17 protein-coding genes are annotated in these 23,598 nt (G+C 41.2%); 7 read left to right on the forward strand and 10 right to left on the reverse strand.

The window, feature by feature from the left end; all coding sequences use genetic code 11:
• Window positions 1-23: 23 nt before the first annotated feature.
• Window positions 24-2,192, reverse strand: coding sequence for a malate synthase G (locus AN214_RS00510; RefSeq protein WP_054977940.1), 2,169 nt, complete (start codon window positions 2,190-2,192; stop codon window positions 24-26).
• A 253-nt stretch (window positions 2,193-2,445) separates the two neighbouring features.
• Here AN214_RS00510 and AN214_RS00515 point away from each other — a divergent pair, with 253 nt between their 5' ends.
• On the forward strand, window positions 2,446-4,053 hold the full coding sequence (locus tag AN214_RS00515; RefSeq protein WP_082428450.1) for an isocitrate lyase: 1,608 nt from the start codon (window positions 2,446-2,448) through the stop codon (window positions 4,051-4,053).
• A gap of 919 nt (window positions 4,054-4,972) precedes the next feature.
• Here AN214_RS00515 and AN214_RS00520 read toward each other — a convergent pair.
• The 5 genes from AN214_RS00520 to AN214_RS00540 all read right to left on the reverse strand — a co-directional run bounded on the left by AN214_RS00520 (window position 4,973) and on the right by AN214_RS00540 (window position 10,048).
• Complete coding sequence (locus AN214_RS00520; RefSeq protein ID WP_152960682.1) at window positions 4,973-5,617, reverse strand: hypothetical protein; 645 nt, start codon at window positions 5,615-5,617, stop codon at window positions 4,973-4,975.
• A gap of 117 nt (window positions 5,618-5,734) precedes the next feature.
• A complete protein-coding gene (locus tag AN214_RS00525) occupies window positions 5,735-7,414 on the reverse strand; it encodes a substrate-binding domain-containing protein (RefSeq protein ID WP_054977942.1) in 1,680 nt (559 codons plus the stop codon).
• Between the two features lie 149 nt (window positions 7,415-7,563).
• Complete coding sequence (locus AN214_RS00530) at window positions 7,564-7,902, reverse strand: DUF3718 domain-containing protein (RefSeq protein ID WP_054977943.1); 339 nt, start codon at window positions 7,900-7,902, stop codon at window positions 7,564-7,566.
• Window positions 7,903-8,117: 215 nt separating this feature from the next.
• The gene (deoD, locus tag AN214_RS00535) at window positions 8,118-8,819 is read right to left on the reverse strand and encodes a purine-nucleoside phosphorylase (protein ID WP_010558407.1); all 702 of its coding nucleotides are present in this window, start codon (window positions 8,817-8,819) and stop codon (window positions 8,118-8,120) included.
• Between the two features lie 17 nt (window positions 8,820-8,836).
• Entirely contained in the window at window positions 8,837-10,048 is a 1,212-nt protein-coding gene (locus tag AN214_RS00540) for a phosphopentomutase (protein WP_054978080.1), read from the reverse strand.
• A 309-nt stretch (window positions 10,049-10,357) separates the two neighbouring features.
• On the opposite strand from AN214_RS00540, the gene udk reads away from it, so the two are divergent.
• Together udk and AN214_RS00550 are read left to right on the forward strand one after the other, a co-directional pair.
• A complete protein-coding gene (gene udk, locus AN214_RS00545; RefSeq protein ID WP_040642196.1) occupies window positions 10,358-10,984 on the forward strand; it encodes a uridine kinase in 627 nt (208 codons plus the stop codon).
• A 21-nt stretch (window positions 10,985-11,005) separates the two neighbouring features.
• On the forward strand, window positions 11,006-12,235 hold the full coding sequence (locus AN214_RS00550; protein ID WP_054977944.1) for a NupC/NupG family nucleoside CNT transporter: 1,230 nt from the start codon (window positions 11,006-11,008) through the stop codon (window positions 12,233-12,235).
• Between the two features lie 528 nt (window positions 12,236-12,763).
• Here the strand turns inward: AN214_RS00550 and AN214_RS00555 are convergent.
• Window positions 12,764-13,486: an ABC transporter substrate-binding protein gene (locus AN214_RS00555; RefSeq protein ID WP_054977945.1), complete on the reverse strand. Its 723-nt coding sequence runs from the start codon at window positions 13,484-13,486 to the stop codon at window positions 12,764-12,766.
• Between the two features lie 64 nt (window positions 13,487-13,550).
• A complete protein-coding gene (locus AN214_RS00560) occupies window positions 13,551-15,032 on the reverse strand; it encodes a VCBS repeat-containing protein (protein WP_054977946.1) in 1,482 nt (493 codons plus the stop codon).
• A gap of 90 nt (window positions 15,033-15,122) precedes the next feature.
• Between AN214_RS00560 and AN214_RS00565 the strand changes: the two genes are divergently transcribed.
• The 4 genes from AN214_RS00565 to AN214_RS00580 all read left to right on the forward strand — a co-directional run bounded on the left by AN214_RS00565 (window position 15,123) and on the right by AN214_RS00580 (window position 22,260).
• A complete protein-coding gene (locus AN214_RS00565; RefSeq protein WP_054977947.1) occupies window positions 15,123-17,351 on the forward strand; it encodes an exonuclease domain-containing protein in 2,229 nt (742 codons plus the stop codon).
• Between the two features lie 219 nt (window positions 17,352-17,570).
• The gene (locus tag AN214_RS00570) at window positions 17,571-18,971 is read left to right on the forward strand and encodes a hypothetical protein (RefSeq protein WP_054977948.1); all 1,401 of its coding nucleotides are present in this window, start codon (window positions 17,571-17,573) and stop codon (window positions 18,969-18,971) included.
• Window positions 18,971-21,097, forward strand: coding sequence for a LodA/GoxA family CTQ-dependent oxidase (locus AN214_RS00575; protein ID WP_054977949.1), 2,127 nt, complete (start codon window positions 18,971-18,973; stop codon window positions 21,095-21,097). The genes AN214_RS00570 and AN214_RS00575 overlap by 1 nt, the downstream gene beginning before the upstream one ends.
• 5 nt (window positions 21,098-21,102) lie before the next feature.
• The gene (locus AN214_RS00580) at window positions 21,103-22,260 is read left to right on the forward strand and encodes an NAD(P)/FAD-dependent oxidoreductase (protein ID WP_054977950.1); all 1,158 of its coding nucleotides are present in this window, start codon (window positions 21,103-21,105) and stop codon (window positions 22,258-22,260) included.
• A gap of 22 nt (window positions 22,261-22,282) precedes the next feature.
• Here AN214_RS00580 and AN214_RS00585 read toward each other — a convergent pair whose 3' ends face one another.
• Together AN214_RS00585 and AN214_RS00590 are read right to left on the reverse strand one after the other, a co-directional pair.
• Window positions 22,283-22,501 carry a TIGR02450 family Trp-rich protein gene (locus AN214_RS00585; RefSeq protein WP_054977951.1) on the reverse strand — a complete coding sequence of 73 codons (219 nt, stop codon included), beginning with the start codon at window positions 22,499-22,501 and terminating at the stop codon, window positions 22,283-22,285.
• Window positions 22,502-22,549: 48 nt separating this feature from the next.
• The gene (locus AN214_RS00590) at window positions 22,550-23,458 is read right to left on the reverse strand and encodes a histone deacetylase (protein WP_054977952.1); all 909 of its coding nucleotides are present in this window, start codon (window positions 23,456-23,458) and stop codon (window positions 22,550-22,552) included.
• Window positions 23,459-23,598 lie beyond the last annotated feature (140 nt).

Below are 23,598 nucleotides of genomic sequence, written 5' to 3' on the forward strand. Positions count from 1 at the left end.
CTAAACTTGATAAATCAGCACATTTAATTCGCCGCCTTAAACTCTAAACGACGGCGGTGTAACACAGGCTCTGTATAACCGTTCGGTTGTTTTGTACCTGATAATACTAGCTCTAGTGCCGCTTGAAACGCCACGCTCTGCGCGTAATTATCTGACATATTACGGTAATTAGCGTCGCCTTCATTTTGTTTATCAACCACTTTGGCCATTGCTTCTAGGGTGTCAATTACTTGTTTCTCGCTGCAAACACCATGGCATAACCAGTTAGTCATATGCTGTGATGAAATACGCAATGTGGCTCTGTCTTCCATCAAGCCCACATTATTAATGTCAGGCACTTTAGAGCAACCTACTCCCTGCTCAACCCAACGTACCATATAGCCTAAAATGCCTTGTGCATTGTTGTTCAGCTCATTTTGAATCGCATCAGAGGTCATTGATTTTGGCTCTGGATGCAGTGGCGGGCACAAAATATCATCCACATTAGCGGCAACGCGCTGTTTAATTTCTTGTTGTAAGCTAAATACATCCTGTTGATGATAATGCATCGCATGTAAGGTTGCGGCCGTTGGCGATGGCACCCACGCCGTATTTGCGCCACTTTGCACATGCGCAGTTTTTTGTACGAGCATTTGCGCCATTTCATCTGGCATTGGCCACATACCTTTACCAATTTGTGCTTTACCGCTTAAGCCACATGCTAAGCCTACATCCACATTGTTGTTTTCATACGCACCAATCCACTTTTGCGCTTTAATTGCATCTTTTGGCAACATTGGTCCCGCGAGCATACTAGTATGAATTTCATCGCCTGTTCTGTCTAAGAAACCAGTGTTGATAAAGATAACGCGCTCTTTCGCCTCAGCGATACACGCAGCGAGGTTAACCGAAGTACGACGCTCTTCATCCATAATACCCATTTTTAAGGTATTCTCTGGCAAGTTAAGTAAGTTTTCTACCTTACAAAATAACGTATTCGCATAAGCCACTTCTTCAGGACCATGCATTTTCGGTTTTACAATATTGATGCTATTAGCTCGGCTATTTTTGCGGGTGCTTTTGCCTTTTAAATCATGCAATGCTATCAATGATGTAATAACCGCATCCATAATGCCTTCAAATACTTCATCGCCATTTTTATCGAGAATCGCAGGATTTGTCATTAAGTGACCAACATTGCGTACTAGCATTAAGCTACGACCTTTTAGCTGTTGCTCATCGCCACTTAAATCTGTGTAGGTTAAATCTGGGTTAAGCGCACGCGTAAGTGTTTTACCACCTTTTTCAAACTCAACCGATAAATCGCCTTTGTTTAAACCAAGCCAATTGCTGTATACACCTACTTTATCTTCTGCATCAACCGCCGCAACAGAGTCTTCGCAATCCATAATAGTGGTTAATGCCGACTCAAGCACAATATCTTTTATATGCGCGCTATCTTGTTTGCCAATTTGATGGTTTTCATCAAACTGAATCATAATGTGCAGCCCATTATTTTTAAGAATCAATTCTGTAGGTTGCTGCTTAGTACCGTTATAGCCCACCAACTGCTCTGGTGATTGCAATGCGCTTTGGCTTACATTGTTTAACGTGACAATCAGCTTGCCATCAACAATCGCGTAATCACTGGCATCTTTGTGCGAACCATATGTTAGTGGCAATGCTTGGTCTAAAAACTCACGGCCAAAATCAATTACCGCATTACCACGTACGGGGTTGTACTCGCGTCCGGCTTCACGGCCATTGTCGTACGAGATAGCATCGGTGCCATATAACGCATCATACAATGACCCCCAGCGGGCATTCGCTGCATTTAGCGCAAAGCGCGCGTTGCTTACCGGCACAACTAGCTGCGGGCCTGCCATTGTGGCAATTTCAGGCTCAACGCTTTCAGTTACCACTGTGACATCGCTTGGTGCTGGTTTTAAATAGCCAATTTGCTGTAGAAATTGTTTGTAATGGTCAAATTCAAAGTTTGAATGCGCTTGATGATATTGATCGATTTGCACTTGCAGATCATCACGTTTCACTAACAGTGCGCGGTTAATCGGTGTCATTTCAGACACGATTTTTGAGAAGCCTTGCCAAAAGTGCTCCACGTCAATGCCCGTACCTGGAATAACTTGATGGTTAATAAATGCGTATAAGCTGGGATCAACAGCTAACCCTGCATGGTGAATACGTGTTGTCATAAATTTTCTCACCTTGAAGTGGCACACAATTGTATGCGTTTAAATAATTTGGTTATTTGATTCTATCTAAGTTACACAAGAAAGCTTGCTTTTGGCATTCATTAAAAAAATACTCATGATAAAAACTATAAATTTTATAAATCATCCTGTTTCAGCCTAACTTAAATGTAAAGGCGCTACCCGTTCAATGTTGTTGCTCAAAAAGGTAATAACACCAGCGCCATCTAATCAACAAGATGAAGGACTTAACACGATGGCTAAACAATTAACTTACCAACAAGAAATCGACCGCATTGCAACGTTAAAAGAAGTAGGCGAGAAGAAATGGCAAAATATTAACCCTGAGTCAGCAGCGCGTATGCGTTTGCAAAACCGCTTCCAAAACGGCTTAGAAATTGCGCGTTACACTGCTGATATTATGCGTAAAGATATGGAAGCATACGACCAAGACCCATCTCAATATACGCAATCACTTGGCTGTTGGCATGGTTTTATCGGTCAGCAAAAAATGATTTCAATTAAAAAGCATTTCCAAAATAATACTGACCGTCGTTACCTTTACCTTTCAGGTTGGATGGTGGCAGCACTACGCTCTGAATTTGGTCCTCTTCCAGACCAATCAATGCATGAAAAAACATCGGTTGCTGCATTAATCGAAGAACTTTACACCTTCCTACGTCAGGCTGACGCCCGCGAACTAGGCGGTTATTTCCGTGAACTTGATGCAGCGCGTAAAGCAGGAAACAGTGCAGAAGAAGAGACAATCCTAGCTAAAATTAACGACCATAAAACACACGTTGTACCAATTATTGCTGATATCGATGCCGGTTTTGGTAACGAGGAAGCAACTTACCTACTTGCTAAGAAAATGATTGAAGCAGGTGCTTGTTGTATCCAGATTGAAAACCAAGTATCGGATGAAAAACAATGTGGTCACCAAGATGGTAAAGTGACTGTGCCACACGAAGATTTCTTAGCAAAAATCAATGCTGTTCGTTATGCATTCCTTGAACTTGGTGTAGATAACGGCGTTATCGTAGCGCGTACCGATTCACTTGGTGCTGGTCTAACTAAACAAATCGCAGTAAGCAATGAGCCTGGTGATTTAGGCGACCAATACAACGCGTTCTTAGACGTAGAAGAAATTGAATCTACGGATATCAAAAACGGTGATGTTATTTTAAACCGCAACGGTAAGCTTGTTCGTCCTAAGCGTTTACCAAGTAACTTGTTCCAATTCCGCCCTGGTACGGGGGAAGAGCGTTGTGTGCTTGACTGTATTACTTCATTACAAAATGGTGCTGACTTACTTTGGATTGAAACGGAAAAGCCGCATGTAGGCCAAATTGGCGCGATGGTAAATGAAATTCGTAAAGTTGTGCCAAACGCAAAACTTGTTTACAACAACTCTCCATCATTTAACTGGACTCTGAACTTCCGTCAGCAAGTTTTCGATATCATGGTTGAAGAAGGTAAAGACGTATCTCAATACAACCGTGATCAGCTAATGAGCGTGGAATACGATAACACTGAACTTGCAGCACTAGCTGATGAAAAGATCCGTACTTTCCAAGCTGATGCAGCCCGTGAAGCTGGCATTTTCCACCACTTAATTACACTGCCTACTTACCACACTGCAGCGTTATCTACCGATAACCTTGCAAAAGAGTACTTTGGTGAGCAAGGTATGCTGGGTTATGTTAAGAACGTACAACGTCAAGAAATTCGCCAAGGCATTGCGTGTGTTAAGCACCAAAACATGGCAGGTTCTGACATGGGTGACGACCACAAAGAGTACTTCTCTGGAGATGCGGCCCTAAAAGCTGCAGGTGAAGACAACACCATGAACCAGTTCTCTTAATACTGTTTAGCCAGTAAATCAGCTAGGTACTTGCCTAGCTTTTTTACCATTATTATACCAATTCGGTTAAGTATTTGAGCAGGTTTAGCACTGGATAAATAAAATGCTACAAAGGCGCAGCTTTCTTATAGTGTGATGCTACTTCGATAAGCCCCAGCGCATGTAACATGATAGTTAGCCGGTTAGACTGATTAGTTATTTAAGCGAATTGATATTATGTATCCCTAACTGTGATCCAAAGGCCTGACGGCCTTTTTTTGTTTTAATAAATAATAACTTTGAGATAGAGATCATATTTTTACTAAGTATCAAGATTGCCGCTAAAAAAACAGATCGAGATTTTACTAGCGATTTAAAACCACGCTCATTTGTAAAATCAAAGTTAACAACTGATTACTTTTAACCCTAACACACCCTTAAAGTACCGCTACCACCTCGTTTTCACAGCCAAAACCAAATAATAGAGATCAAAATTTTACTAACTGTTGATTTTAGAGATCATATTTTTACTAGGTTGCGGCGCATTTGGGATCATTATTTTACTAGCTGATGAGTAAATTAATGATCAAATACCTTAATAGATCAGTTTTTTACTAACTAAAATCAATAAAACGACATTTTTGTGTTTTTAGAGATCATAATTTTACTAACTAAACGCTATTTTTAATTAAAAGTCGGCTCTGAGATCAAAATTTTACTAACAAAAACGGACTTGCTTAATATTTTTCTGGCTTAGCTTAGTAAAAATATGATCTCTGTATTCAAATCTAAGAAATAAATACGGTAAATATGCCCGAGTACGTTTAAAAATAAGGGGGAACGCAAGTAAGTTAGTAAAATTTTGGTTTGTAACGGTCTGGTACAGTATGTATAGAAAAATGAAGGGGAATAGTTTATCAATCAAGTACAACTAGGTTATTTAACCTAGCTGTACAATCTTTTGTTTTGCATCTGCGATGATAGTTGCATTATCAGTTACTGAGGCTTTATTTAGATTTGCTTTAACACGCGCTATTTTTAACTCATCGGCACACTGCTGCGGCTTATTAGAGAGCTTAGCTAAACGCTCTTTAACTTCATCAACTTTATTGTCGCGTTTATTTTGGGAAAGTGCTGCGATTTTATCTTTTACCGCTTTTGCTTTATCTCTTTCGCCCATTAATACATCAAGCACACCCTCGCGCTGCATTTTTTCAACTAACGCTTGTGGCGGTAAATGTAGCATCGGCATCAAGCTTTGCAAAAACGCTCTCAGCTCAACTTGCTCAGATAATGAGAAGTCTGAAAATGTTTTTAGTAGCTTGTGTTTATCAAGAAACAATTCGGTCAAATGTGAACTTAGCACTGTGCTATTAATTGTGGTTAAATCCACTTTTTTTGATGCTGAAGGCTTATCAGGTAGGTCAATTCCCAATACTTGCATCTCGGCTAATAGCTCAGCTGATGGCAGTGATAACGTCTCAAGTGCATAATCAATATTGTGTTTAACTTTAAGCGCTTCCATCGGTGCAAACGCCAGAAAAACTTGCGATAAACTCGCTTTATCCATTAATAAATTGTACACAATAAGCCCTCCCTAATCAGATAAGGCACTGAGTTTAGTCAACAAACATGACAAATATATGACTAGGTTAACTAAACTCAGTATTAAGTGTGATTTATGAGGCTACTTTAATTTGTATTAAAGCACCCACACTTCAACGCGGCGATTACGTTCACGACCAACTTCGTTATCGTTATTTGCAAGTGGCATATCTTCACCAAAACCTTCTACCGCATAGACGTTAATACCACGAGCATTAAGCTCTTGTTCAACACTTTTAGCACGGCTTAGCGACAACATGGTGTTTTTATCGCGTGCTCCAATGCTATCTGAGAAACCCATAAGTACGAGCTTGCGATTTGGGTTTTCTTCAACAAACGACACTAGGCGCTGTAGATCTCGCTTACCCTTGTTATCAAGGTCGCGCGTTGCATAATTAAAGCGGAAGTTCAGCGATAAACGTTTCGCAAGCTTTGCATACTGATTATATTTTTCTGGAGCCAATTCGCTTGCCACAACATCTTCAACACGAATAGACTGTGAAATTAATCCCAGTTCCTGCACGATTTCTTGGCCGCGATCTGAAATTGCAAAATTAGCAAAGTCTTTTATTTGCGTAGCACTATTGGTTGGCGTGTATAGGTATAGTCGACGTGCCAACGGATAATCTTCCGTCGCAATGGTAAAACGCGTTGGGTAAATTGCTTTAGTGTCACTGCTATCTGCAATTGCCAGTGCTTTACTGTAGCGAATGTAATTTAAGCCAATAAACCCAATGGCATAATCATCGCGTGACACATGCTCAGACAATTCTGAACTCGATTCGAATCGCTCTGCTTTCTTTGTTAATTTGCGACCATATTTCTTTAATACTAACGATTTGAACGTATCAAGTGTGCCAGAGTTATCATCACGAGCAAATACTTTTATCGGGGCTTGGTCACCACCAATCTCGGCCCAATTATCAATTTCGCCAGAGAAAATACGAGATAATGTTTCTGTTGTTATGGTCTTTAACGGATTATTCTGGTTAACAATAATCGCCAAACCATCTAACGCAATAATATGTTCGTTGCCAAGCTTAGATAAATCACCTGACTGACCTTTTAACGCTTCTACTTCACTGGTTTTGATTTTGCGCGAAGACATACCGATTTGCGCCATATTCGCGTTTAACGCTTTAAACGCGGTTGACGAGCCATGCGCAGCCAAGCCTATTTCCAGCTTTTCACCATCCATTTCAAACTGCATGGTGCGCTCAGTTGCAATGCGTCCCTGTTGCCAATCAATATCTTTAGCACCTTGCTCTTCGAAATAGGCTTTTAATAATGCTGGTGCGAGTTTTTCGCCAATGGTATTCGAGCCGTGAATTGCAAATAGGGATTGGTACACCGCCTCTGGCTCTTTTTCAACCGGGGTAGGCTTGCTCATTTGTGCTGATTTTTGTGAAATCACTTTGTTCGGTACTGCCGCTACCTGCCTCGATTGTGCTGTCGTGTCGCCAGATAAGCTAAACCAAGCGCCTACTGCACAAAGCGCTAACACAGCAACTGATGCAGCAATTATTGCGCCCGTGTTTCGCTGTTTTGGCTGTGAAATCGGCTCAGCCTGTGAAGCTTGCGCTTGATGACTAGGTGACGCATTAAACTGCTCAATAAGACGACTTAGTTCTGCGTTTTCTAGACTCAAAAGCTCAGTGAACACTAACGCGCGATATTCTTCTTCTGAGATTAACTTTTCTTTTGCTAAATCGATATCAAACTCTCGTTTGGCAGTTGAGATTATTTGCTCGATTAACTGTTGTTTTTCCTGTTCCATTGCCATACCTCATTTTTTTTCGGGTATGTTATGAACTTTATATGGCAGTTATATGACAGTACTTTAGATTTATTGTGAAAGATGCTTGTAAAGGGGGTTGACAAAACAGCCTGCATGACTGCAGGCTGAATAGTTTAAATGCTTATATTTCAATCATCTAGCCATACCCAAATTTTATCTGAGCTATTATAGGCAACATCATGAATTGACACCGAACCGGTTCTTAACAGCTTAGCGGTTTTATCGGCATTGTGGGTCATAGCAAAATCATACACGCTTTCACCATTACACATAAGCTTTTCACTAATTAACGGAAGGGTTAAGTGATTTCTTTTTAAATTGGTTTTTAGCTTGAGTACCTTGTTACTTTTTACATCTTTGCATGCCTGTACTAATAAGCTCTCAATAGTCGATTTATCAAACGCGATTGCCGCGCTAGGTAACACCAATAGCGATGCCGCTATTGCAGTAGTTGCTAATGCTTTCATACTCCATTCCTCACTCTCTCAGAACGCCTTTTAAAATTAGCAGAACCTAGTAATTTCGCCTGTTACAGAGGTAATCACAGTGTTAACCCGAGGATCTAACTGTAATGAAATATGTATTTGATGTGCTTTCAGCAAGTTGCAGATGAAAAAAAACCAGCAGAATTATCTACTGGTTTTTGACTTCACAACTGTTTAGGAGTTTTTTAATAAAACCGTTAAATTGACTCGAGAGCAATTTTAACCATTTCATTAAAACTATTTTGTCTTTCTTCACTTGGGGTAGCTTCACCTGTGATCACATGGTCACTTACCGTGAAAAGCGCCATTGCATTTGCGCCGTACTCTGCAGCAACACCATAAAGACCCGCAGTTTCCATATCAACTGCCAGTACACCGAGTTTATCTAGCTTTTGATAAAGATCGTTCGATGCTTGATAGAAAGTATCTGTCGTAAATACATTACCGACTTTAGCAGCGATACCTAAACGCTTCGCCGCTTCCACACCGTTTACCAGCAGGTCGAAGTTAGCAATGGCTGCAAAATCATAGCCTTGTACACGTGCACGGTTAACATTTGAATCTGTAGATGCGCCTTGAGCAAAGATTACGTCGCGAATTTTGATATCGCTACCAATACCACCACAGGTACCAATTCGAATTAAGTTTTTAACACCGTAGCTCACAATCAATTCACGCGCATAAATGCTCATCGATGGAATACCCATGCCAGATGCCATAATACTCACTGGCTTACCATTATAAGTACCGGTATAGCCAAGAATATTTCTTACAGATGTTACTTCACGAGCGTCTTCTAAAAATGTTTCTGCAATATGCTTCGCGCGAAGCGGGTCGCCTGGCATTAATACCGTTTCGGCAAAATCATTTAATTGTGCGTTAATGTGTGGAGTACTCATAATCTTTCCTATCTAAGTTAACTGCCAAGCTGAGATTTAAAACTGTTACCGTATTCCAATGGCGCAAGTGAAAACCATTGGGCTAATGTTTGGCCTATGTCTGCAAACGTTTCGCGCTCACCTAAATTAACTGGCGTCATGCCAGGTGTATACGCTAAAACCGGCACATATTCTCGAGTGTGGTCGGTGCCCTGCCATGTTGGGTCGCAACCATGATCTGCAGTAATCATTAGCACATCATCTTTGCCAAGTAAGGCTAAAAATTCAGGTAAATAATCATCCAATTGCTTTAGCGCTTTGGCATAGCCAATTGCATCACGGCGATGGCCAAACTTTTCATCAAAGTCCACTAAGTTTACAAAGGTTAAGCTATGGTCTTTCGCCTGTTTAAATACCTCGGCGGTTTTAGCCATTAAGTTTTCAAGCCCTGGCGCTTTGTGTTTTTCGGTAATGCCTTGGTGTGCGTAAATATCAGAGATTTTACCTATGCTGATTACTGCACCATTATCTTCAGCTAGTTTGTCGAGTAATGTTGGTGCCGGTGGCAATACCGAATAATCACGGCGGTTGCCGGTACGCGCAAAGTTATCTGCTGCGTAACCTAAAAATGGACGTGCAATCACACGGCCAATATTGTATTCATCTAATAACTCACGCGCTATTTCGCAAATTTCATATAAACGCTCTAAACCGAAGGTGTCTTCGTGGCAGGCAATCTGAAATACGCTATCAGTAGAGGTATAGCAAATAGGCTTACCTGTTTGCATGTGCTCTTCACCTAACGCTTCTAAAATAACCGTACCTGACGAGTGGCAGTTGCCTAAAATACCCGGTAGATTAGCGCGTTTTATAAACTCGGCGATAAACGCGCCTGGGAAGCTATTTTGCTTATCGTGAAAGTAACCCCAATCAAATAACACGGGTACTCCGGCCATTTCCCAATGACCTGATGGTGTATCTTTGCCTGATGAGATTTCTTTTGCATAGCCATACGCTGCAATCGGGGCATTGCGCTCTGCGACTTGGCAATTGGTATTGCTTGCTTGTTCGCACGCATCAATTAATCCAAGCTTTGATAAATTAGGCAATGCGAGTTTTTGGCCGGTTTCACCATGGTAAGCAGCAAGTAAGTGTGCCAAAGTGTTTGCACCTTTATCACCAAAGCGTTCAGCATCAGGTGCAGCACCTATGCCTAAACTGTCTGCCATTAAAATTAGCGCTCTTGCCATAGTTACCTCAATTAAAAATAGCTTGGTATACCAAATGCCGTTGTGTGCCACCAATATTAATTGGCATGCCTGCATTTATTTTAGCCATTGGTTCACATTTCGCCTAGCTAATCACGCTCAGCGTTATAAATACTCTAGGCTGTGCGCCTAGGGTTACACAGGACTTTTGTCCTGTTTTTAACCAGTTAAAGGGGCTAAATTTACCGCTGTATTCAGGAAAGAACCGGTAGGCGTCACGAACTAAAGATAATTGTGCGCTTTTTTGCTAAGGTAAGTCACTGTTGTAATGATTTTTAAGGTAACGTTTTTGTGACACGCACAATTATCGCGATTGCAGGTGCATCAGCTTCTGGTAAGTCGTTGTTTAGTCAAACTATTTACAATGAGCTTTTGAACGAATTAGCACCTGGTGCTATCGCTATTATTGAAGAAGACGCGTATTACCGTGATCAGTCTCATTTGCCGTTCGAACATAGAACGCAAACAAACTACGATCACCCAGACGCTTTTGAGCATGAACTTTTGCTTGAGCACTTAAATCAGCTCAAGGAAGGTAAACCGGTCGATATTCCTGTATACGATTACGCAAAGCATACGCGCAGCGACCAAACTCGTCGAATTCAGCCAGCTAAGATTCTGATTGTGGAAGGTATTTTACTTTTATCAGATCCTAAATTGTGTGATGAGTTTAATATTAAGGTGTTTATTGATACTCCGTTAGATATTTGCTTGATGCGTCGTATGCAACGTGATTTAGAAGAGCGTGGTAGAAGCTTGCAATCAGTAATTGAGCAATACCAGGCCACGGTAAGACCAATGTTTTACCAATTTATCGACCCGTCGAAGCACAATGCAGATGTTGTTGTGACCCGCGGGGGGCGAAATCGAGTTGCCATTGATATACTAAAAAGCAAAATAAAACAATTACTTCAATAGAAGGTAACTTGGGAAATATATATGACCTCATTAATGAGTTTAGTTGGCATCGCGAGCTTATTAGCGCTCGCATTTTTATGCTCAACTAACCGTAAAAAAATAAATTTACGTACCGTAGGCGGTGCGTTTGCACTGCAAGTGCTGATCGGCGCTTTTGTTTTGTACGTACCTGCAGGGCGTGAAGTATTAAACGGTATTTCAGTAGGCGTTGCCAACGTTATTAGTTATGCGAATGATGGTATTCGTTTTCTATTTGGTGGCCTAGCAGGTGATGAAATTGACGGCATCGGTTTTGTATTTGCAATCAAAGTACTACCCGTAATTGTCTTTTTCTCTGCACTTGTAGCGGTTTTATACCATTTACGAGTGATGGATTTAGTAATTAAAACGTTAGGTGGTGGCTTACAAAAGTTATTAGGCACCTCTAAACCAGAGTCACTCTCTGCAACCGCCAATATTTTCGTTGGCCAAACAGAAGCGCCACTGGTAGTAAAACCTTTTATTGCTACGATGACACGCTCTGAATTATTTGCCGTTATGGTAGGTGGTTTAGCGACGGTAGCTGGCTCTATTTTGGCGGGCTACGTAAGCTTAGGTGTTGAATTAAAATACTTAATTGCGGCCAGTTTTATGGCGGCACCGGGTGGTTTCTTAATGGCAAAAATGATGGTGCCAGAGACAGAAACACCAAAACAAGATCTAAACGATTTAGATCACGGTGAAGAAAAGCCAGTAAACGTGATTGATGCAGCTGCAGGTGGCGCATTAAACGGCATGCAGTTGGCAATGAATGTAGGCGCAATGCTATTAGCATTTGTAGCACTAATTGCCCTAAGTAATGGCTTTGTTGGCTGGATTGGTGGTTGGTTTGATAATCCTGACCTAACAATTCAACAAATTTTAGGTTACGCCTTTGCACCAATTGCATGGTTGTTAGGTATACCTTGGAGTGAAGCACAGCTTGCTGGTAGCTTCATTGGGCAAAAACTTGTAGTAAATGAGTTTGTTGCTTACTTAGACTTTATGAACTATCAAGCAGAGCTGAGCGAGCACACGAAAGCAGTTGTTACTTTCGCACTGTGTGGCTTTGCAAACTTGAGTTCAATTGCAATTTTACTCGGCGGTATTGGTGGTATGGCACCGAGTCGTCGTAAAGATATTGCGCAATTAGGTTTACGTGCGGTTTTAGCCGGTTCAATGGCAAACCTAATGAGTGCAGCAATTGCAGGCTTTTTCCTGTCAATTGCATAACGGTTACTCGGCTAGAAGTAACTTAACTTAGCAACGTAGTTACTCGTTTTTATTGCAGGCACGATAGAAATGAGTGTGTTGATAAATGTGCTAAATCAACAACTACAGCATGTGGGATGTAGGCTAAGTTAATACCTAAGGGTATAAAGTTACTTGTATAGCCGCTTTATTTAGCAAATAGGCAAAACCTGTTTGCTACCCGAATCCAAGTACTTGATTAACACTCCGGTACTGGAGCCCTGCAAAGGGTTGCCTAATTGTCTTAAGGGGTTAAGACTGGCAAAAAATTTGAACGATACTAGAGAAAACCAAAGGGCCCTTTATGGGCCCTTTTTATTTGTCTCAATTATGTAATCTCAACCAAAAGCCATTTATACGTTATACCAATCCTGTTAAGTATGATATCAGGGGTAGCGCTGGATAAATGACATGATAACAAGGCGGGATTGTTCTTATGTAGTTGTGCTACATTGATAAATCCTAACGCAGTTAGCATGATATTTAGTCCGCTAGTATGGTCAGCTAAAACTATTCAGGCTTAATATATTTAGCAAATACCCGCTTAAATTCACCGTTATCACGCAGTTTATGCGCCGCATCAATTAAACGCTGACGTTTTTCTGCATTGAGCTTAGGTGAAAACGAGCAATGTAAGTCATACGAATTCACCTCTAACACATTAAAACGCCTTAGTCGGGTTAAGTAATTCGCTTCGCTATAGGATGCAACAAAACCATCTAATTCGCCTTTAGTAAAGCGCGTGAAGCTGTCTTTAGATGAGGTACTATTAAAACGTTTAAGATTACCCGCCTCAAAATACTCGGTAAGATTAGGGTACTTATAGCCAAGCACAGTGCCTAATTTGAACTGCTTGTGTGAACTTAGCGCTTGCAGCGAGGCGATAGCCTGATCACTCACAATAATGTCAGCATCAGAATAAAGCACCTCACTCCAGATAATAGAAGGCGCGTTGTACCAAATAGGGTTAGCATGACATTGTGCATCGATTTTGCCATCAATAAGGTACTGTTCAATACGCTTGCGTGGTAAAGGAAGCTGCTTTGCCATAAATCCAGCTTCTTGCGAAATCGCATTACTTACATCAATCACAATGCCCGATACGCTTGTACCCTTTCCATTATTGATCACGTGTGGCGCTGAATATTGCTGGTTATAGCCAAAGCGAATAGCCCCTGCTTGAGCTGAAAAGGAAAGTGTTATTAGGCTCGCTGTAAGTAATTTTTTTAACACGGTAGTGCCCTTGGAAAAATAATTAGCAAGTGTAGTCTAGAATTTGCTGACTGAATACGAAAACTTAGCTCGTCGCAAACAATATCTTTATGGTTTTACGCATATTTTTATCATCTAATCGACCGTAACTCATTACCAAATCGTCTTTGCCATCTAAGTTCAAGTCGCTTGTTACAACACGGCGACCTTGCATTGGCAAAGTGGTTTTATACTTGCTCGCGCGACGCGAAAAACTATGTTTATTATTAGCTAAATACACATTAAACGCTTTTTGCTCATCCGACAGCACCCAATCTTTTTTACCATCACCATTTACATCAGCAAACAGCACTACAGGTGAGCCACTACGCCCTTTCGACAAGCTAAAGCTTAGTTCAACCTCTCGTGTAATTTTATTTTTTGGGTTAAATTCGCCTTTTTCATTTTGATAAAAAAGATGCACATCTTGAGATACCGACCCCGATAACAACGCACCGATAATTTGTGATACGCCAATATCAAAGCCCGACACCAAGGCCTCTAACTGTTTATCGTTATCGATATCAAGCAACTGCAAATCGGTTAACGTGCCTTCATCTTGAATAAGCGAATTCGTTTGATTTTGAAAGGCAAACTTTCCTTGTTCGATCGCACCTAAGTAGATTTCATAATCATTTTGCCTATCAAGTGCCCCGCTACTTTTTGTATAACGCACCACTAAATCAAAAATACCATCGTGGTTAACGTCAACAACGCGTTCTAGCTTACGATACACTAAGTTACTTTGATCAAGTGAGTCACCATCGGCATCTTTGGTATGCCACCAGTCATCTACCATAATATCATCGCGCAATTTTATCGCCTGACCAGGATTACTACCGACACTTGGCAGTAAATTCAATAAGCCATTTTCAAAGCCGATAAGCTCTGAAATGTTGTCTTCATTTGTATCAAAAAAGGCAAAACGAGGCGGTTCAATTTCAGCACTGTGCCCTTCTATTTCTAGTCGTGCAGGCAAATCAACCTTGGCCATTTGATAGCCAGTCTCATCAGAAATATGCACATAACTGTGGTTAAGATCGGTAGTGAAAAAGTCCGCTTTTTGGTCATCATTAATGTTGTAAACAAACTCCATTTTGCTTAAGTGTTGAGCACCACTTTTTTTCAAGTAGGTTTGAATGTCAACAACAGGTATAACGAACTCAGGCTCTTCAAGCGCTAACTGATAAATACCATTAGATGAAAATAAATAAACCTGCTGCGGGGTATCTTGCCACTTAGTAAAATCAACACCAAGCATCGTATCAGGCACTTTTACACGTTTTATGCGGTTATATAACTGAGCCTCTGATGCGGCAAAAATATCAATATATTGCTGTCCGCTATCTGTGCCGATAAGCATTAATTCTTTGCCAGGATTAGGCAATAAATCTATTGGATAGACAGGGTGCGACAAGGTTAGATCGGTTTCTATTGCTACTTCATTAAATAAATCTTTTTTGCTATTTGCCAAGCTCGATGTACTGGCAAATCCCAGAGTAACGACTAATGCTGTTATTATTTTCATGTTACTTCCTCGCTGTATGTCATCATAAACTATCAAATACTGGTGCTATCAGTAAAAGCAAATTAGTTAGAAAATGTTAATACGTGCAAAATGATTGATAAGTCGAACGTAGCAACGCAAAATATTAGCTATGCCAATGTTTGTCGCAGCGATGTAATGAAAGAACTGCCAGAAAAATATTATTTAACGCACTTTATTGAGTTTGCCGAATTTATAAAATCTACGTCTTCGCACTTGTTAGGTGATGACGAGACAGCGTTTTTTGCCGAGTTTGCAAAACTACCAGAAGATGCCCAATGTATTTTGGTACGGATTGTAAACCGCAAATCCCCTTTTGTGCGAAAAGATACCCTAGTCTACAGTGAAGTGGCTGACTCTGGCGCGGCAATTAATCTTTTAAGAAAAGTTGGTTTTGTATCTCGCATAAATAAACACTGTTTTCACGATTTTATAGGTCAGCTTAATAAGCAAGACTTAATCGACTTAAGCATCTCATTAACGATTGATAAACCAGCAAAAAGCGCAAATAAAAACAAATGGCTTAATTTTGTGAGCAACGCGCTGTCTAACGCTTTAAGTTACGACCAAGTTAAAAAAAGCCCCGTGCTAACAAGCCATATTTATTTCGCCAAGCAGGACACGTTTCACTATTTATTGTTTTTATATTTTGGCCATTTATCAGGTCGCCTCAATCAATTTTCTATGCGCGACTTAGGCGTAATGCAAACCCAAAGTGTGCAACAGCAACAAGCTAACTTCAGCGATAAAGATGAAGCCAAAAGTGCGTTTTATTACGCAAACCAATTTAAAGCGATAAAAGAAGCCAATAAGAGCGACGTCCCATTATTACAAACGCTTGCAGAGCAACTTATCGCATCCGACAAACCAATCGGCTTTTTAGCTACGCAAAAGTACCACCACAGTTTATATAAGCTGGCGATTGTTTTAATGGAACAAGCACCAACACTCGGTGAAACCTTGCTTAGCCAATCAGAGCACCCTGCAGCACAAGAAAAATACATTCGTTTACTCTACAAAAGCGATAGAAAAGCACAGTGTGAGGCTTTACTGCTGGCTATTTTGGACAACCCCGACAGTGAAACCTTGCTGCTATTTGCCGAAGATTTTTATGCGCAAAAATTTAACCAAAAGCGCACCAGTGTATTGACTGATATGCTGAGAAAATCAGGCGAGCCAATTGGTATTGACGAAGCGTACATAGGGCAGGTCGAAACAGGTGTAAAGGACCGTTACATCAAACAGCATCGCCTGTGCTACTTTACCGAAAACAAGCTTTGGCGCGCGTTATTTGCATTAACTTTTTGGCATGAGCTATTTCAGCACCCAGCATCACAGCGTGCCAATGAATTTTCGTATTATCCAAAAGTACTTAAGCAAGATAACTTTTACGAATTGTTGCACACAGAAATTGAACGCAAACTGTCAGAGCTTACCAGCAATCAGCAATTTTGTGATTATATTAGTGCCACTATTGATCAATATTCAGGTGAACCAAATGGCCTTTTCTACTGGCATGACGAACTAAAAGATGTGTTAACCACCTTTATTCAACATGCGCCATTTGAGTCAATAAAGCGTCATTTATTGGCAATGAGTAAAACCTTTAAAGCGCTTTGCGATGGCTACCCTGATTTAATGTATATTGAACAGGGTGAAGTGTTTTTTGAGGAAATAAAAGCGCCAGGCGACAGCCTAAGGCGTAATCAACTGGTCAGTATCAAACAATTAATAAACGCAGGTTTTAACGTATCAATTCAGCGTACTGAATGGCGTTTTAATAGTGAGCAAAATTACGTTGTCGTGGATATTGAAACCACTGGCGGAAAAAAAGATACTCATCGCATCACTGAAATTGGTATAGTAAGAGTTGAACAAGGAAAAATTACCGACAGCTGGCAAACACTGGTAAATCCAGAGCGTCATATCCCAAAAATGATTACCGAGCTTACAGGGATCACCAATGAAATGGTTAAAGACGCCCCCAAATTTGAACAAATTGCCGAAAAGTTAGATACATTTAGCCGTAATGCTATCTTTGTCGCGCACAATGTTAATTTTGACTATGGCTTTATTCGACAAGAGTTTGCCCGACTCAATAAAAAATACACCCGCGCTAAAATTTGTACTGTGCAGCAAGCACGGAAATACCTACCTGGTTTTAAATCTTACTCATTAGGTAAACTCTGCTGCGATCTTAATATTGAGCTTAAAAACCACCACCGAGCGCTCGATGACGCCAAAGCCGCAGCCGAAATTTTATTGCGCATAAATCAAGTAAGAGCAGAGCAAACAACCTAACTGTAAATGGGGTTTACAAAAGCGTATGCCTCATTAATTTCAAGTAAGCCATCACAAAAAAATATTTTATAAACCATCCACTACCCTCCCCGCGATTTCAACCATCACCTGTAATAAGATGTGATAACGAAAAACGTATTTTGCGACTTAACTTGGTTAATCTATGTAGCTCAACTTGTGAGCGTTAAGGATTTATCGTTACCGCGCCTAGGAGGCAAAATGAAACACGCAAGTAAAAACATGCTCAGTCGCATCGCACCCGCAGTTATATTGTTCGCCATTTGTTATACGCATAGCAATTCCGCCCAAGCATCAAATACATGTGAAATAGAGCCGAGTTGGTTTAAAAATGGCAAAGTGATTAGGCCTGATGACAGTGCTTTTCCAGCAAAACCAAACAATTGTGATTTCCACCAGTGGTCATGGCAAATGTTTTTATGGTTAATGGATGACGACAATGGCCAGCCTCGCTTTCTCGGATTTGACTCGCCGCAGTCTTTAATCGGATTAGAGCAAAGAGGCCTTTCGCCACGGACCCGCAAACAACCGCATGCAGGCGCATCGTTTGACGAATATTTACAAGCGGGTACCGATGGCATTTTGGTAGATCAAAACCGTCGTGCCATCTATTACTCACAGTACATTAATCAAACCTTTGCCGACTTTATGCAAGGTAAAAATGGTGGACCCGACTTAACAATCCCAGCAAATGTGCTCACAATGGACCCGAGCAATGCGTTTCCAATTATCGGCAGCAAAGGCACACTAGAGCTGAAAGCATCGTGGAAAATCGTTAGTAAAGATGACGATACCAGTAAGTTATTTACCATTGAAAAAGACATCGCGCAGTTTGAAAACTCGCCATCCGGTATCAAAATCAATCCTGCAAAAGTCGAAAAGCAAACGCTTGCCCTAGTTGGCTTTCATATTGGTGGCGTCGTTGCCAATCATCCCGAAATGATTTGGGCTACCTTTGAGTTTGATAACAATGCACCGGATGTGCCCAACGGCATGACACTTGACCAAATTGTCGCAGATCAAGATTACCTGTTTTACAACAAAGGCACGCAACTTGGGAATTGTAATAAAAACGCGGCGGTTAGCGGCTTAGCACTCGAGCAATCAACGCAGGAATTTACGCCGATCACCCAAGTGTGTCGTCGCTATGCTTACGGCAATGCAGCAGGCCAAAAAAAATCGAATACCGATAATATAAAATCACTGAATGCGAGTGTTAAAAAGCATTTAACAAACAACTTAAGTATTTGGCAAAACTACTTTGAAGTTGGCGCAATTTGGATCAACAACCAAGCAGCTACAGGTAAATCGAATATATCGCCACTAAAACCTGGGCTCGACTTTGCCACTGATGAATATCTCACGGGTTCTTTAAAACTCTCTAACAGCACCATTGAAACTTACACGCAATCAGCAACCGCAATGAACAATTGTTTTCGCTGTCACAACACAGAGCAAGCGTTTGCAAGTAAAGACGGATTAAAACCGCTACCAGCAACAAACTTAAACATTAGCCACGCATTTCAAAATATCTTTTTCTGGTCTCAAGAAAAAGAACAACGTGCCGCAATTGCCTACTTACAATCTCAAGGAGAGAAATAATGAGTTATTTCAGAGTTCACCCAAGTATCAACTTTGCACGTGTTGGCAATAGTGAAGAGTATTACATCGCCCCTGAAACCGCAGCAGGTACAATTGTTGATAATAGCACCGGCTTATTTGGCGGTTTACCAATAAAACCCGGTACTGAAAACACACCAATAGACGAACACGATTTTCGTGATAATCATGGCAATGTAAAACGTCAAGCGGCGCGCTTTCGCATTTTTGCTTATGACGACGAACAAACAACTTATCCATCAAATGACGGTGGTCGCGAAATCAATATTGGCGATAATATCGGCGGTAAAGTGATTAAAGATATTATTTGGCAGGTTCATACCGCTAATAAAAAGAACAACAACTTTACAATCACATCCATGGATAACGGTAAGCCTCAAGAAGAAGGTATTATTGCCTATCAAGATGAAAACACGCCTCCGGTTCGAAACCCACAGTTTGGCGATGACCTTAATACAGTCATGCGCCGCCAACAATTAGTGGTTGATCCGGGCCCTCGCGCCCTTTCAGTTACAGATGATGCAAGCACCTGTTTAAGATTTGATAAAACAACGCCTGTTAGTTTTATCAAAGACGCTAAGAAATCAACAGCTGCGTCCTGCTACCCAAAAAGCTTTCCCGATGACTTTTTTGATATGTTTAACCCACTTGGAGAGATATCTTCGCTTGGCGAAATGCGTATTGAAAAAAACACAGCAAGACTTATCGTCACTGGTGGTTTTGGTAGAGCCAGTGGCATTAAAACCAGCGGCAACCCACCAAAACTCAACGGCGCGATTGATAATGATGATTGGTTTGACGACACATCTGATGGTCCAGTAACCGCGACCATTGTATTTGATGATGGCTCGTTTGAAGAGGCAGTGCACGGTTGGTTTGTGTGTACAGATCCAAGTTACGCACCACAAACTCGCAATGTAGTATCAACCTGGGATGATGTTTACGATACGTGGATACAACACATGGCGCTACAGCCAAATATATTTGATAATGGCTTTAATCATGACCATTTAGCCTCGTTCGATGGTGATGTGCAGCCGGTATTTCATGGTGCTTTCTTGCAACAATGGAATACTGCATTACCTGAAAAAGGCATTCAGGGTCATAAGCGCATGACAGAAATAAAACCAAGCGATACCCCCAGTGAAAAAATCCCGTCATTTACCAGTTTACTAAGAAAGCCGTCAGCCCCGGGCACGAAAGACGAGCCAAACAATGAAGACGGTACGCGTAAAAAAATGCCACTGGCGCTTGGCGATGCAATGAAGAGCTTTTTATCAGTTACTGAGACCCAATATTTTTTATTGATGCAATGGTACAACAATAAGTTTAATGCAACTGCACCGAGCTTAGGCGAGGGGGAGCAACTCGATAAAGTCGTGTTAGAAAACTGTTTAGGCGGGCGTTATTCACCGGGCATTGACTTAACCTTTATTGTGCGTGATACCCATTTATATAAAACCGATTGGCACGGTCAAACAGGGCCATTTCGCATTAATATGGCAACGCTGGATTACAGTAAAGCAACTCAAAATGAGCCTTTTTTGCAGGTCGGGTATATTCCTCTGCGAGACAGTAAAGTAGAGCCAGGCGATTTAAGTAAATTTATGTCTCAACCCTGGCATACTGACTACAACAGCTGTGCAACACACACACCTGATCCAAATCCAACGATGCCAAATCCCAACGGGGAAGGCGAAGCAATCGCTGATAACACTTTGTACTGGTCTTGGCCTGCGCAGCGTCCTGTGACTGTATACCCTAAGTTCTTGTTTAAGTACGATGCAAATACGGGGCAGGGTAAAGGCGTATCACTTTATAGTGTGCGCGGCGATGAGGGCCATGGAACAAAAACACTCTACCCACAGCAGCAAGGTCGCTTTCAATGCTACTTCGACTTTGTTGAAAACTGGCATAAAGTTGGATTTGTTATTCAAGGCCTACAAATCAATGACGACACCACTAACCAAAATTACGGACCCGATTACTTTCTTGAAGTTGCCAGCCAATTCGAAAGTAAAGGCGATGGTGTTGAAGTATGGCCTCAAGCATCGGAGCCTGGTTATAAAGCGCCAAATAGCTGTGGTCCAACCCAATGTGATAAGTAAACTTTATGAGTGACATGCCAAATGGACATATTATGGCTCAGCCAATAATACAAATAGGCATAATCGGTGGCGGACCCGCGGGTTCAGCCACCGCACTTGCCCTTGAAAAAGAACTCACCTTAAGTAACAAACGCGTAGAAATAATACTTATTTGCGCACCACAAGCTACTGCACCAAGTATCGGCGAAACAATCCCTCCCGCTGCGAGTTTCTATCTAAGAGAACTCGATGCTGAGCACATTCTAAGTAGCAATAAGCACTTAGTTTGCCCCGGTAGTAAATCTAGGTGGGCAGATGAAGTAACCGGTTATAACGACTTTTTTATTTCACCAGTCGGAAAGGGCTTTCACCTTGATCGCAAACATTTCGACGCTGATCTTATTGCACTATGTAAAACTCGGGGGATAACAGTTTTCGAAAACACGAAAGTATCGACAATAGATTCGTCAAAACAAGGTTACGTATTACACTTTACTAATCGCACCACCAGCATAGCGTGCGATTTTTTAATTGATGCAACCGGGCAGCACCAAGTTGCAGCAAAAAGCCTAAATATTAGCAATAACGTGTTTGATAACGTGATTTCAGCCTGCGCCTTTTTTGAACTTGAACACACATCAGCTAGTACCACTCATACTCTTGTTGCTAGCGACCCAAATGGATGGTGGTATGGTGCTATATTGCCAAACAACAGAGCTATTATCAGCTTATGTACTGACGCAACGGAATTAAAAACACAAAAGCTAACTTGCTATGAGAATTGGTTAAATTGTTTAAAAGCCAATAACTGGTTTTTTCAGCAATGCACAACGTTTTTGCAAGATAAAACAAAAACTCCTGTAAAGCTTTACGCTAAAGCGGCACCATCTGCCATTTTATCGAACGTGATTGGGCATAATTGGCTTGCTGTTGGGGACGCAGCATCAAGTTACGATTCGATTTCGTCGGCAGGAATTACGAAATCGCTAAAGCACGCAGGTGTCGCGGCAAAAGCGGTAAAAAAGTGGCTTAAAGCACCACAAAAAGACTCTTTGGAAGACTATCAATCGCTGGTATTTAATGACTTTAATGCATTTATTTCATTGCATCAGCAACATTATCAACAAGGCGCAAATAAATACCCCAACACCAAATTTTGGCAACGACGCTTACTTGCTAACTAACCTGAGTTGGCAATAGCTAAATTTATTGCCAACCCATTTTCCACACTTTGGTATCTTTTAAGCTACGCCAGTTTATACTTTGCTCACTCTTGGTTAAAACCGCTTCAATAATGCATTCAACCACGTTATTTTCTTCATCAAATTCAACACTGGTTACCATAAAATGCTTTTCTTTATTTTGCGGTGACACTGCCGTCCATTTACTGTGTAAGAGCTTATTAGGGGAGAGGGTATGTTGCATAAAATCTCGAAACCAAAATTAAAATTTCCGACTTAATTGTGGTCATTTTTAGAGGCGAGCAGCTTGCTCAACAACTAATGCGTGACGCTCTGCTAATCGCTGATGATCTTTATCGTAACCACCACCAATTACGGTGGCTACTGGCACGCCTTTACGTTGGCAAATATCAAGCACAGCATAATCACGCTCTGCGATACCCTGCCAACTAATATCAAGCTTACCTAAGGTATCTTGTTGCCAAATATCAACACCGGCATCGTAAAGAACCAGCGAGGGGTTGAGCTGCTCAATTAAGTCATTCAAAGTAGTTGATACGATATTTAAATAATCAGGATCAGTTAATCCTATCTCTAAGCCAATATCTAAGTCGCTGTGTTGCTTTCGAAAAGGAAAGTTCTTTTCGCAGTGGATTGAACAGGTAAACACATAAGGGTTATGGGCAAGCATCGCCGCAGTGCCATCGCCTTGGTGCACATCGCAATCAAATATCAGTACATTTCGGGCTTTATTTTCATTAATAAGCCGTGTTGCTGTGTAGGCCAAATCATTTACCATGCAATAGCCTGAACCAAAATCATAATGAGCATGATGCGTACCCCCAGCTAAATGACATGCAATGCCATTTTCCAGCGCAAGTTCTGCCGCCAAATGCGTGCCTAACGGGGCGGTAAAAGTGCGTGCCATTAATTGTTTTGACCATGGCAAACCTATGCGTCGCATCGCCTTGCTATCAAGTCGATTATGAAAGAGGTCATGTACATAGCTTTCACAATGCACTAATTCCATTGGTTTAAAATCCACCACTGGTGGCTGATATAAATTGCGCTGATTGATATACCCTTTGCTATCTAAATGTTGATAAAGACGTGCAAATTTACTCATTACAAAGCGGTGTTTTTCATCAAAACTAAATGAATAATTAGGATGGTAAACAAGGGGTAAGTTGGGATTAATCATTGTGTCTTTCGTAAATTGTTATGATTGATAGTGTAACTGAAACAAGGCATTGCGTCTTTGCCAAAACACCATTATTCATACCTGTTCATCAGAATAATTGCGCAGCAAAGTGGGGGAATTACAGGCAACTATTGATTAAA

Source organism: Pseudoalteromonas sp. P1-9, from assembly GCF_001399975.1.
In the GTDB taxonomy this organism is placed as follows: Bacteria; Pseudomonadota; Gammaproteobacteria; order Enterobacterales; family Alteromonadaceae; genus Pseudoalteromonas.